6 protein-coding genes and 1 pseudogene are annotated in these 13,095 nt (G+C 48.1%); 5 read left to right on the top strand and 2 right to left on the bottom strand.

All coding sequences use genetic code 11. From position 1 onward, the window contains the following. Window positions 1–12 precede the first annotated feature (12 nt). The 3 genes from atpD to ACIDITHRIX25_RS76475 all read left to right on the top strand — a co-directional run bounded on the left by atpD (window position 13) and on the right by ACIDITHRIX25_RS76475 (window position 3,006). Window positions 13–1,467, top strand: a complete 1,455-nt coding sequence (atpD, locus tag ACIDITHRIX25_RS76485; protein WP_213333437.1) for a F0F1 ATP synthase subunit beta — start codon at window positions 13–15, stop codon at window positions 1,465–1,467. Between the two features lie 2 nt (window positions 1,468–1,469). Beyond that, window positions 1,470–1,886: an ATP synthase F1 subunit epsilon gene (gene atpC, locus ACIDITHRIX25_RS76480; protein ID WP_052605540.1), complete on the top strand. Its 417-nt coding sequence runs from the start codon at window positions 1,470–1,472 to the stop codon at window positions 1,884–1,886. A gap of 121 nt (window positions 1,887–2,007) precedes the next feature. Continuing rightward, window positions 2,008–3,006, top strand: coding sequence for a 2'-5' RNA ligase family protein (locus ACIDITHRIX25_RS76475; protein ID WP_201733032.1), 999 nt, complete (start codon window positions 2,008–2,010; stop codon window positions 3,004–3,006). Here the strand turns inward: ACIDITHRIX25_RS76475 and glpX are convergent. Next, the gene (gene glpX, locus ACIDITHRIX25_RS76470) at window positions 2,958–3,953 is read right to left on the bottom strand and encodes a class II fructose-bisphosphatase (protein WP_052605538.1); all 996 of its coding nucleotides are present in this window, start codon (window positions 3,951–3,953) and stop codon (window positions 2,958–2,960) included. The two genes, ACIDITHRIX25_RS76475 and glpX, sit on opposite strands and share 49 nt — an antisense overlap. 2,012 nt (window positions 3,954–5,965) lie before the next feature. On the opposite strand from glpX, the gene ACIDITHRIX25_RS76465 reads away from it, so the two are divergent. Then, window positions 5,966–7,027: a transposase gene (locus tag ACIDITHRIX25_RS76465; protein ID WP_201733031.1), complete on the top strand. Its 1,062-nt coding sequence runs from the start codon at window positions 5,966–5,968 to the stop codon at window positions 7,025–7,027. Between the two features lie 419 nt (window positions 7,028–7,446). On the opposite strand, the pseudogene ACIDITHRIX25_RS76460 reads toward ACIDITHRIX25_RS76465, so the two are convergent. Next, window positions 7,447–8,659, bottom strand: a pseudogene (locus tag ACIDITHRIX25_RS76460) (IS3 family transposase). Window positions 8,660–9,270: 611 nt separating this feature from the next. Here ACIDITHRIX25_RS76460 and ACIDITHRIX25_RS76455 point away from each other — a divergent pair. Continuing rightward, on the top strand, window positions 9,271–13,074 hold the full coding sequence (locus ACIDITHRIX25_RS76455; RefSeq protein ID WP_201733030.1) for a beta strand repeat-containing protein: 3,804 nt from the start codon (window positions 9,271–9,273) through the stop codon (window positions 13,072–13,074). Window positions 13,075–13,095 lie beyond the last annotated feature (21 nt).

Here is a 13,095-nt window from a genome sequence, read left to right as displayed (position 1 = left end):
TAGGAGAATGTAGTGACAATTGTTGCTCAAGATGAACACGACGGTACTGGTCATAGAAATTTAGAAGATGGCCGTGTTGTCGCTATTGTAGGTCCCGTTATTGACGTTGAGTTTCCACCGGATTCAATTCCGGAGATCAATACGGCTGTCGAGGTAGACCTCGTGTTGGATGGCGTAACCGTAACTGTTACAGGGGAGGTGGCCCAGCAGATCGGAGATGGTCGAGTTCGTTGTGTCTGTTTAAAGCAGACAGATGGACTAAAGCGTGGAGCTATAGTTCGAAATACTGGTCGAGGTATCTCGGTGCCTGTTGGCGACGGTGTATTGGGTCACGTTTTCAACGTGATTGGTGATGTCTTAGATGCAGCTGATGTCGAGAATATTGAGGATCGCTGGGAGATCCACCGCTCGGCTCCTGACTTTGATCAGTTAGAGCCAAGGGCCAAGATGTTTGAGACCGGAATTAAGGTCATTGACCTTCTGGAGCCATACGTTGAGGGTGGTAAGATTGGCCTCTTCGGAGGAGCCGGTGTCGGTAAGACTGTTTTGATTATGGAGATGATCAATCGAGTTGCTCAACAACACGGCGGTGTTTCGGTCTTTGCTGGTGTCGGTGAGAGAACTCGCGAGGGCACCGATCTTTGGATCGAGATGCAGGAATCTGGAGTTATTGAAAAGGCAGCGCTTGTCTATGGACAGATGGACGAGCCTCCGGGCGTACGTCTGCGCGTTGCCCTGTCGGCGCTTACGATGGCGGAATACTTCCGTGATGTAAAGAACCAGGACGTTCTTTTGTTTATCGACAACATCTTTCGGTTTGTCCAAGCTGGTTCCGAGGTCTCGACTCTATTGGGACGCATGCCATCAGCGGTAGGTTATCAGCCAACCTTGGCAGATGAGATGGGTGAATTGCAAGAGCGGATCACTTCGACCAAAGGTCGTTCGATCACCTCGTTGCAGGCAGTCTATGTCCCCGCGGACGACTATACCGACCCAGCGCCGTTTACAACATTTACTCACCTTGATGCCACTACAGAGCTTTCTCGAAGCATTGCGTCGATGGGTATCTACCCAGCTGTAGATCCCCTGGCTTCTACTTCGAACATTCTTGCGCCACATATCGTGGGGGATCGTCACTACAAGATCGCCACTCGAGTTCAAGAGGTTCTTCAACGTTCTAAGGAGCTTCAAGATATCATTGCCATTTTGGGAATGGATGAGTTGTCCGAAGACGATCGTATAACAGTTACTCGAGCTAGGAAGATCCAGCGCTTTTTGTCTCAGCCATTCTTTGTTGGTGAGGTCTTCACCGGTCTCAAGGGGATATATGTGCCGATTAAAGATACGATTGAGTCGTTTGAGGCCCTTGTCAGTGGCGAGCTAGATGATATTCCAGAGCAAGCATTTCTCAACGTCGGTGATGTCGAAGGTGTCCTTGCTAAAGCCAAGACGCTTCAAGGGAATTAATTATGGCACCGTCGTTTCAGGTACATCTGCTCACTCCTGAGCGTCCCCTTTACGAGGGGCAAGGAACTTCGGTCTCCTTGCGGTCAGGCGAGGGAGATATAGCCTTTTTGGCTAATCATGCGCCTTTCATTGGTACTGTAGATATCTGTGTTGTCAAGATCGAACGCGATGGCGAGCCTACACTTTATGCCGCGGTTCACGGTGGCTTTGTTAGTGTAGCTCGTAACGAGGTGCGTGTCTTGGCCGACGTAGCGGAACTCGCTAACGAGATTGATTTAGAGCGTGCCAAGGCGGCATTGGCGAAGGCCGAGGCGGCAGGGAGTCATACAAATGACTCTGTGTTGGAGGCTTCGCTACGTCGGGCTCATGTGAGGATCTCCGTCTCTTCGACGCTGGCTCACTCCACTTACGTCGCTTAGCTTTTCGAAGGCGGCTCTTTTGCACTAGCTTGTTGGTCGATTATAGTTTCATGTGTGTGACTTGTCTTGCGATTTGATCGCAAGACAAGTCACACACTTTTCTTTTTTAAGGAGGCAAGTTGTGGCAAGGAGGCGAATTGGCTTAGTCTTTAGAATTCCAGAGAGTCAAAGGGAACAGATCTTGGGAATCTCAAGGGCATTGGGTAATCCTGGAGCTGGGGTCATGGAGCCCCATATCACTATTGCCTCTCCCTCTTCTTTTTCTAAGAGCGAGATCTCGGCTCTTTTGATCGATCTGGGGCGAATGCTTTCCGATTACGAACCGTTTGCTATTCGCATTGGTGGGAGTGGTTGTTTTCGTGGCGAGAAGAATGTTCTCTTCTTGGAAGTCGATCCCGATCCAATTCTGTTTGACTTTGCGGAAGTGGTCCATAGCGGATTCGATTCGTCACCACGATCCTTTGACTATGTCCCACACGTAACTCTCTACGACTTTTGTTCTTTGGAGTTGATCGAACTTGCCAAGGTTCACCTAAGCGGATATCGGTCGCTATTTATGGCTGAGATGCTCTCATTGTTCGTCCAAAATTCCAAGGGTTCCTGGAGTAGCTATTGTGACATCTCTTTTGGTGGTGTGACTAGAGGGTCACAAGGTGGCCAACCGCTTACCTACTTGCGCCTTGGTTCGAGCGGGGCGTGGTTGGATGATCTCTTTGATGGAGGGCGCTTTGGTATGACCTTTTCAAGTTACGGCTTTGACTTACTTGTAAGTGGCCTACATAGAGGTCGTGGCCATAGCCTGGTGGCCTTTAGTCGAGAGCGACCGGTGGGGTTTATCACTGGGTATTCGAGCGGGGCGCTAATGGTGGTCGATGGGATCTATGTGGTGGAAAACGAGCGCGGTTTTGGCTTGAGCGCCGGACTGTTCGATCAACTGATCCTATTTAGTCGTCAATCAGGCGCTCGAGCTCTAGTGGGGTTTTTTGATTGTAAGTACTACGAAGCTGAGGTAGTTGCTAGCATCTTTCGAGGTCGCGGTGGTGTGGAGTGTGACCCAGCTTTACTAGGAAGTTACAGGTCAGGGATAGCTGCATACTCTCTCAATTTGGCTAATTTATGATGGCTCTCAATCTGTCTTACAGTACCGGACTTAGAGCGCATTACTATCGATTGTGTGATTGCTCCACCTGGTGTGAATCGAACACCTCTTAGCAACTCGCCATTTGTGATTCCAGTGGCCGCGAAGAAGCAGTTTTCACTTCTGACAAGGTCATCTGTGGTCAGTATCTTGTTTATGACGTAACCTGCATCTATCGCTTGTTGTTTTTCAAATTCATTGCGTGGCCATAGTCGCCCCTGGATCTCTCCGCCCATGCTCTTTAGCGCTGCCGCAGAAACTACTCCTTCAGGGGTTCCACCTATTCCTATTAGAATGTCGGCTCCTGAGTTCTCCCAGGCTGCAGAGATTGAAGCGGCGACGTCTCCGTCGCTTATTAGGTGAATTCTGGCGCCCGCGATTCGGATCTCTTCAATGAGGTTTTGATGGCGGGGTCGATCTAATATCAGCACCGTTACTTCACGTATTGGAATCCCTTTCGCTTTAGCTACTTCGCGAATGTTTTCGGTCGCTGTGAGATCTAAGCTGATGCGTCCTTTGGCCTCAGGCCCCACTGCTATCTTTTCCATATAGACGCAGGGTCCTGGATCGAACATTGTCCCCTCCTCGGAGAGGGCAATTACACTTAGTGCATTTTCTCGCCCCAAAGAGGTTGGTGTGGTGCCTTCTATTGGATCTACTGCAATGTCTACCCTGGGAGCACTTCCGTCGCCGATGTGTTCGCCATTGAAAAGCATCGGAGCTTCGTCTTTTTCTCCTTCACCAATGATTACCACGCCATCCATGGCAATTGTGCGAAGCGCCGCTCTCATAGCCTCTACGGCTGCTCCGTCGGCTCCGTTTTTGTCGCCGCGACCCATCCATCTTGAGGCGGCAATTGCGGCGGATTCTGTAACTCGGACTAATTCAAGGGCGAGGTTTCTATCTAGGGACTGAACTTGGATTTCCATGTCAAAAAGATACACCAAATTTGGGCTGACTATGTATTTAATGACTAGTCATCGCCCTTGGCTTAGTACGTTAATCGCATTGACCGAGAGTTTTGCCAGTAGCTTTCTGCTACTTATTTAGCTTTTGCAATTACTTGCCCCTGACTCCTTGGCACTTCATCGCAGTGCTTTTGGGGCCGGCTCAAGAACGGGATGGGTATGACGCCACCGAGTCCGGTAGGCACGACTCATTGCTGAGCCGTGCCTACTAAGAACCCAGCGGGCAACTTTCATCGCACTAGGCTCAAGCCTTATGAAGGCCCCTTTCGGAACCCGATCATATAGCTACCAATTCTTTGGAGTTAATATACCCGTGATAGCTTTGGTGGACTAGGACTCGGTTAGAACCGGTTAGAAAACGTGTCAGGTCTCCCGAGCGAACGGGGAGTTATGTATCGAAGCGTCCATCTTCTTTGAGATGTGATCGCTTCGTTGTTGTTTGGACAGTTTTCATCTCGTTCACGCCAATGGCGGGCTGGCTTCTTTTTCTCCGCAGGGTTTGTGGTCATTTGGCGCCCGATGCGGTCTTTGTAAACAGAGGAATTAAATTGACCCAGGATCAGCAACATTAAATTGACCCACGCTCCAGTAAGACTGGTCTGTGGAACATTCAAAACCACGGAGGAGTCATCAAATGCTGAAGGGCATGGAAACGCTCGACCACAATGGCCCCAGCACGTTTGAGTTAGTGACCCCACTCAACTTCGATTATAACGATGCGCCATGAGAGATTTGGTGGTTATTTAGAGATCCCTTTGGGATCTCTAAATTTCGGTTAGATTCAGTTGTTTGGCGCTCCTTTTGAGCTTGCCAATTGGATAGTTTCAATCCATCTAAGCGAAATTGAACTACTCCATAAAGCTGAACTTGTCGACATTGTCTTGATAATCGATAATGACTGGGCTACGGGGCCTACTGAGAGTTGAGTCCTTGTGGAGATAATCCTGATTCATTAATGGGCCTTAGAATCGATGGGAATCTGGCGGTAGTGCTATAGCTAGCCCTATAGCTTTGGATTCCTCAGGAATCGACCGACACCAGCGCAATTGTGAGATCCTCAGATATCTACGTGAAGCTCTTGGCCCAAAGCCTCAAAGGTGAGGGTCGCTGTGGCGAATATGGTAGTGGCGAATATGGTTGTGGATCGGTATTCCTCAATCTTTAGAGGTCATGGACCACTAGTTGATAATCTAGAGGTGACTCAGAGACAAAAGTAAGATATTCTCTCCGGCTGCTTTGGCTGCTTTGGCTGCTTTGGCCATAACGATTCACATCCACATTGTTATGGCCTAGGCATGGCCTTTGGCTAAAGCGATGACACTTTGAGATCGCCAAAGCCTAAAGGCTGCAAAGGGGCTATGGATTTGTGGACCAAGAATGCGGGCTAACCCAAAGCTATGGCTTTCACCCATCGATTTATCATTAGTTACTCTTGGTCAACAGGATCCACAGCCCGTCACTACTACCAATTAAACAAAAGATTCTTTATTTTTTGATACGCCCCGGGTTTAATGGAGACTCCATTATCGCAGAACCAATCGGTTCTCTTGGGTACGCATTAGCGTAGCAGAGACGGATGTCAATACCCCTAAAAGCACGATATTTGATGGAATTTGAGCTGTCTGGCGAACTGGTTGTTTAGATTAAATCTTTAAAATATGGCTGGTTCTTTACTATTTAGGACATCTCTCACTACCACCAACTTTGTAACAAACAAATCCACAATCACAACAGAAGCATTTGTGGTGATAGTTGACTTGAAATGCTGGGTACATCAAAATACCTACGGGAACTTTGATGGAGCTCTGGATTTAACTATGGAAGGTTAGTTATCGAGATCGACGTGGGCAACTGGTTCGTCACAATGAGGACAAGGACCACCCGTTCCAATACGGGTACGCAAAAGGTTTCATTCTGGGTATCTTTAAAATACCGAGGTAGCGACTCTCGCAGCGGGGACACTCATAGACGACTTGCATCCGCCACTTGGACGTTCTCAAAGATCTGTTTCTGCAGGTACACTTAGGCTCTGTGGTCAGGCAGGTCTTATAAAGCTCGGACGGATAGCTCTAGATGGCACCAAACCAAGAGCAAACGCATCCCGGAGAAAAGCAATGAGCTACGACCATATAACACCACGCATAGAACAGCTAGAAAAAGAGGTGGCTGAAATCCTTAGAGAAGCAGAAGCTATCGATGAAGCCGAAGATAAGACCTTCGGAGTCAATAACCGCGGAGACGAGGTTCCAGCTGAGCTCGCACGTAGGCAAAGCAGACTTTCCAAGCTGCGTGCAGCAAAAGAGGCCATCGAAGCAGATGCAAAGCAAAAGGCTAAAGAGCAAGCAAAAAAGAACTCTACAAAAAAGGGTAAAGACACCTCCGAGATCGAAGAAGCAGCCATAGAAGCCAAAGAGACAGCAGTAGCTGATCCCAAGGCCCAGCGAAACTTCACCGATCCAGAGTCAAGAATGATGAAGACTAACGATGGATACCACTACGCCTATAACGGCAAGGCTGTAGTGGATGAAAAGTCCCAGGTGATCATCGCAGCAGAGATAACCCAGGCAGCTAGCGCCGTAAACCAGCTCATTCCTATGATCGCCTCCACCAAGGAGAACCTCAAATCAATCGGAATCGATGACACAGCAAGAGTTCTTCTTGTAGATGCCGACTACTGCTCCAAAGAAAACTTAGAAGAGATCGCCAAAGCAGGGATAAACGCACTTATTGCAACCGGAAGGCTCAAACACAACGAACGTGTACCCGATGCCCCAAGAGGACGGATTCCCAAGAACGCAACCGACAAAGAGCGCATGGCGAGACGTCTTCGAACCCAGTCCGGACGTAAAGATTACGCCAGAAGAAAAGCGATAGTCGAGCCAGTTTTTGGCCAGATGAAACTAAGACAGCAAGCCGGGCATCTTCGCTTACGCGGAGTTGCTGGAGCCACCGGTGAGTGGACACTACATGCAATTTGTCACAACTTGAGAAAACTGGCTAATTCACGTCAAAACGGAGTGATAGCGCTGGCATAAAGAGGAAATAATCCCATAGCTGACCCAATGAGTCTGTTCTAGGAGCCATTCAGACGTTCTTAGGGGTTTGTTTGTCGTCGCTATAGCCAATAAATGGGTGAGACAGGAAAACAGACCGAAACCCGAAACTAATTCGGACTCACGCTCCTAGGCTTCAAGCGCCGTGGTTATCAACCTCGGTCATATTGACTCCACTGGGATTGGGCAGAAAAGATGTGAGAGAGAACTTGGGTCTTTTATGACAACGCGAAGTACACCTACTAGTGGGCTGCAACTTGCAGCCCACTAGTAGGTGTGGGATTCAGGTGTCGATAACCGGTTGCAATTGTTAGCCTTGTCATGGTTATTCATGGCAAAGCCTAACAATTGATTCGATGAGTCGACCTGATGGTTATAAAAAGCAGAAAAAGCTAGCTTGGCTATGCCACTTTGTTATCACAAGAGGAACTATGGTGGTTATCTTCAAACTCAACTGGTGGAATCATTCCAATTGAGCCATGGAGCCTTCGATTATTGAACCAGTCGATATAGCCAAGTGTCGCCCACTCAAGTTCATCGACGTCAAAGAAGGGCCCATGAGGATTCACCAACTCTGCCTTATAGATGCCATTTGTCGTCTCAGCCAGGGCATTGTCATAAGAATCGCCTTTGGAACCCACTGAGGCGGTAATGCCGACATCAATTAGGCGTTGGGAATATCTAACAGATAGGTACTGTACTCCGCGATCGCTATGGTGTACAAGGCCTGGCGACACCGCTCTTTGGTGAATAGCCATCTCAAGGGCATCGGTTGCCAAGTTTGCCTTAAGCGATGGCGATACCTTCCATCCTAGGATCGTCCTTGAAAATACGTCTGTAACGAAGGCAACGTAGGCCCAGCCAATCTTTGTCTTGACGTAAGTGATATCCGCCACCCACAAGTTGTTTGGCTCATTAGACGTAAAGTTCCTGTTTGCCAGGTCTTTCGGGCGTTCTACGAGCTCATTCGCGACGGTGGTTACGACGTAAGTCTTACCACGTCTCACCCCAGAAATACCGAGCTCAGCCATCAAACGCTCTGTTGTGCAGCGCGCGATGTCGATACCTTCGCGCTTAAGCGCACACCAGAGCTTCCTAAGCCCATATACGAAAGTAGTTGTCCTTGTGAATTTTACTTATCTTCGTCTTGAGAGATTTATCACGAATAGATCTCACTGAGGCAACTCGTGATTTATTAGAGTAATAAGTCGAGGAAGCGAACTGTAAGACCCTACAGATCGGCTGGACTCCCCACTTTTGCTTATTGCAATCTATAAAAGCAATTACTTGCTTCGCTTCGCGCTTTGACCGTCCAACTCGGTCGCAAAGAAAATCGAGGCCGCACGTAAAATCTCATTAGCTCTACGAAGCTCTACGACTTCTCGCTCTAGTTGACGGGTGCGCTCTCTCTCATTGAGTAGTTGTTCCTTTAGTCTCACCGACATCTATCGAAGCCTGACGTACCCAAGTACGTAGCGTCTCGGGCGTCATTTACAGCTTCTGAGCAACAGATTGAATAGCTGCCCACTGTGGGGGATACTCACCTCGATGGTCCGTGACCATTCGTATTGCTCGATCACGAACTTCGGGTGAATACTTCTTTACTCTTGCCATAATGATGACTCCTTAACTGAAAGACTAGGAGTCTCCAAGATTTCCGGGGCGTATCATTTTGATCCTTGGGATAAGGCTTCATCGTGTTCGATCAAAGTTCTCGCCCTGCATGGTTGGTATTCTATTCGAATAGATGCCAACTCCCTTGACACCTAGGGCGCGAATGAACATATAACAAGTATACCAGATGAATTACCTGTAGATCAATATTCCCAGCTAATTCTCAACTTAGGGCACTACATCGGCCACTTGAGAAAACCGAACTTCATCTACCAGCATCTCCAAATAAGGGTTACCCCCAAATAGGGGCTAAAAGGGGGCTTAAAAGGGCTCTTGGGGGGGGAATTCAGCCGACACTGGTGCTAGAAACCACCAATGGAAGAACAGAGCAACGATTTAGCCATTCTCACGCTTACCGTCACCAAAGGTACTATTTATCTCTTCTTGCTAACTAATTTCCCAGTTGATTGAGATTGCCTGCTTTAAAGTCACTCTTTGTGTTTGATTATGCGGTATAGTTACACATAGAATGTTAGTTTAAATGTTGCATAATTGAATCAAACAAGTAAGCACAGGTAAACGCAAGGATAATGAGATGGGTCACAACTTTTATGTCAAAACTTCCTAAATCGCACAGAAAGCCATTTAGCGGTTATTCAAATTCAAAGAAGGTATCTTTTGCAAGATCTACTTTCGGTGTCATCTCATTCGTAAGTAGATCATTTAAGAGAATTGCCCTATCTCTTATCTGTCTAGTAGGTGCTATTGGATTTTCAACGATATCACCAAGTGGTGCCTCTACTGGTACCACTTCCTCAAATACAATCCTTTATGCAGCGGCAAGCTCAACTGGTATAGGCAACTGTGCTGACGCAAACGATGCATGTGACCTTGCAACTGCACTAACCAAGGTAACCGCAGGTGAAACAATCGACCTCGTAACGCCAGGGAGCACCAACTCCTATGAAGGCAACTTCACCCTCAATACAAACGGTACCTCACTGACCGCACCAATCACGATACAACCTGCTCCTGGGGTAACAAACCCAACTCTTGATGGAAATAACAGCGGTACGGTCCTAACAATCAACACCAACGTATACGTCAACTTGATTGGAGTAACGATTACGGGTGGAAAAGCAGCAGGGGGCGGCATCAACAACTCCGGCACTCTCACCGCCACCAACGACACCATCTCAAATAACAAAGCTTATGGCGGCCAAGGCGGTGGCATCTACAACTCCGGTACCCTCACCGCCACCAACTCCACCATCAGCAAAAACAGTGCCCTTGGCGGCGGTTCCGGCGGTGGCATCTACAACTCCAACTCCGGTACCCTTACCGCCACCAACGACACCATCTCAAATAATTCGGCCGACTATGGCGGTGGCATCATGAACTTCGGTAGCCTAACCGCCACTAATGACACCATCTCCCATAACAGTGATGGTCTCGGCGGCGCGATCGAAAACGGTGGCTCCACCTTCACTCTCGCCGCCTCAATAGTCGCCGATCAGGTTTCCGGCCCCGATTGCGCTGGCTCTTCGCCGCACATCACCGACGCTGGCTACAACTTGACAGACGGTTCTTCATGTCAGCTATTGTCAGCTAACGGCTCAATCATCAAATCTTCAACCTTGACCCTTCAGCCACTTGCACCTAACGGTGGTCCAACTCAAACAATTGCAATCGATCAAAACTCGCCCGCCTACAACGCGATCCCAGTTGATACTGGCCTCTGTGGTCCTACGGCTACTGTTGGAAAAAGCTTGGTTCCAAATGGTATAACTGTCCCATCAACAGATCAAAGGGGATACCAAAGACCAGAATCAAGCAACCCTAATTTTTGCTCAATAGGTTCATATCAATACACCTACGCACCAATAATCACGTCGATTAGTCCAAGTGGTACATATGCCCCTGGATCAGTTGTAACAGTTACAGGAAGTAACTTCTTCAATACAAAGAACTTATCAGATATAACTGGCATCACCATCGATAACGTAGCTGTAGTTACCTACAGCGTCAACTCAAATACCTCTATAACACTGACAGTTCCAAGTGGAATTATAACTTCTACCGACTCTCCACTTGTGATATCCAATAGCGATGGACCATCACTTGCCTACAGCATCTCAACAGTTGCGAGTCCGTCAACCCTTTATGTTTCACAGAAAGGTAGCGATAAAAATAACACCACATGTATTCAAGTTACGCCGTGTCTAACAATTGCAAATGCAATTACTAATGCAAATAACGGTGACACCATCAATGTAGGTTCATCATCTGCAACTAGTCCCTTCCGGGAGGCAGTGACTGTCAGCAAAGACCTCACGATTACTGGCCAAGGTGCAACATCGACTTTCGTAGGTGGAACTTCATCAACAAACAACATGGTCTCTGGCTCAGTCTTTACAGTGGACTCCGGCATAACAGCCACGATAACTGCAATGACTGTTCAATATGGCGATGGGAGCAACGGCTATGGCGGCGGCATCTTCAACAAGGGTACCCTCACCGCCACCAACGACACCATATCAAACAACAGATCCTCCCAAGGTAGCGGCGGCGGCATCGCCAACAAGGGTACCCTTACCGCCACCAACGACACCATCTCAAACAACAGGGCCAACAGCGACGGCGGTGGCATCTACAACGCCAACTCCGGTACCCTTACCGCCACCAACGACACCATCTCAAACAACAGGGCCAACAGCGGCGGCGGTGGCATCTACAACGACAACTTCGGTACCCTTACCGCCACCAACGACACCATCTCAAACAACAGGGCCAACAACGGCGGTGGCATCTACAACTCCAACTCCGGTACCCTTACCGCCACCAACGACACCATCTCAAACAACAGGGCCAACAACAGCGGCGGTGGCATCTACAACTCCGGGACCCTCACCCTCGCCGCCGATCTAATAGCAAATACCAGTGGTGCCCCATCTGGCGGTGAGTGTGGCGGGTACGTTACCAAAATTACTGACCTCGGTTACAATGTCGCAGACGATAACACCTGTGGTTTTCCAAGCTCACCTACTGCTAATAAATCTACAAGTATTGTTTCGATCGCGTCTGAAAATCTCGGTCCTCTCCAAAACAACGGTGGTCCAACACAAACAATCTTGCCCTTGCCAGGCAACCCAGCAATAGGGCTGATACCTATTAAAACAGTTGTAACTATTGGTACTAGTGGACCTAGCATCACCCTGTGTCCAACAACAGACCAAAGAGGTATAAGTGCTAGTGGTCCATATTGCAATGCTGGCTCTGTCCAACAAACTCCTCAAGTAATCACCACTACTTTTCCATACCCAGCACCCCCGCAACTAAACAATCCAACACCTATTTCACCAACATCTATAACACTTAGCTGGAGCCAATCTACTAACCAAAGCTATCTACCAGCTACTGGCTACAACATCTTTGAAGGAACAACAAGTGGAAAAGAATCAACTACACCTATTAGCTGTACAACACCTTTAACTGCTAGTTCAACAAGCTGTACAGTTACAAACCTCAATCCATCTACTACCTATTACTTCTATATAGAAGCAACTAACACCTCAGGTAGTTCGTTACCTTCTAACGAGGTATCTATAACAACACTTACAACTAATCAAAGTCCATCAACTCAAAATCCATCTACCACCACAAAGCCTGGATATTACGTAGTTGCAAAAGACGGTGGAGTATTTAGCTATGGAAGTGCAACCTTCTATGGCTCTCTAGCCAATAAAAACCTAAATCAACCAATAGTAGGAATTGCTTCAACCCTAGATGGCAAAGGCTACTGGTTGGTTGCAGCAGATGGCGGAGTCTTTAGCTTTGGTGATGCCGCCTTCTATGGCTCATTGCCACCTAAGACACTCAACAAGCCAATAGTAGGAATTGCTTCAACCCCAGATGGCAAAGGCTACTGGTTGGTAGCTAGTGATGGAGGGGTCTTTAGCTTTGGTGATGCTGTCTTCTATGGCTCATTGCCACCTAAGACACTCAACAAGCCAATAGTAGGAATTGCTTCAACCCCAGATGGCAAAGGCTACTGGTTGGTAGCTAGTGATGGAGGGGTCTTTAGCTTTGGTGATGCTGTCTTCTATGGCTCATTGCCACCTAAGACACTCAACAAGCCAATAGTAGGAATTGCTTCAACCCCAGATGGCAAAGGCTACTGGTTGGTAGCTAGTGATGGAGGGGTCTTTAGCTTTGGTGATGCTGTCTTCTATGGCTCATTGCCACCTAAGACACTCAACAAGCCAATAGTAGGAATTGCTTCAACCCCAGATGGCAAGGGCTACTGGTTGGTAGCTAGTGATGGAGGGGTCTTCTCCTTCGGTGATGCTGCATTCTATGGCTCATTGCCACCTAAGAAGTTAAATGAGCAAATAGATGCAATTACCGTTGGCTGAGCAAGAAAGCTAATTTGGTTT

This window comes from Acidithrix sp. C25, from assembly GCF_904848545.2.
Note: the sequence above shows the minus strand (reverse complement) of the source record. Positions and strands in the feature narration are given on the sequence as shown.

What these genes read in the sequence shown, in the direction of transcription:
- atpC (WP_052605540.1), top strand. Translation starts at nt 1,470, where the DNA reads ATGGCACCGTCGTTTCAGGTACATCTGCTCACTCCTGAGCGTCCCCTT.
- glpX (WP_052605538.1), bottom strand. Translation starts at nt 3,953, where the DNA reads ATGGAAATCCAAGTTCAGTCCCTAGATAGAAACCTCGCCCTTGAATTA.
- ACIDITHRIX25_RS76455 (WP_201733030.1), top strand. Translation starts at nt 9,271, where the DNA reads ATGTCAAAACTTCCTAAATCGCACAGAAAGCCATTTAGCGGTTATTCA.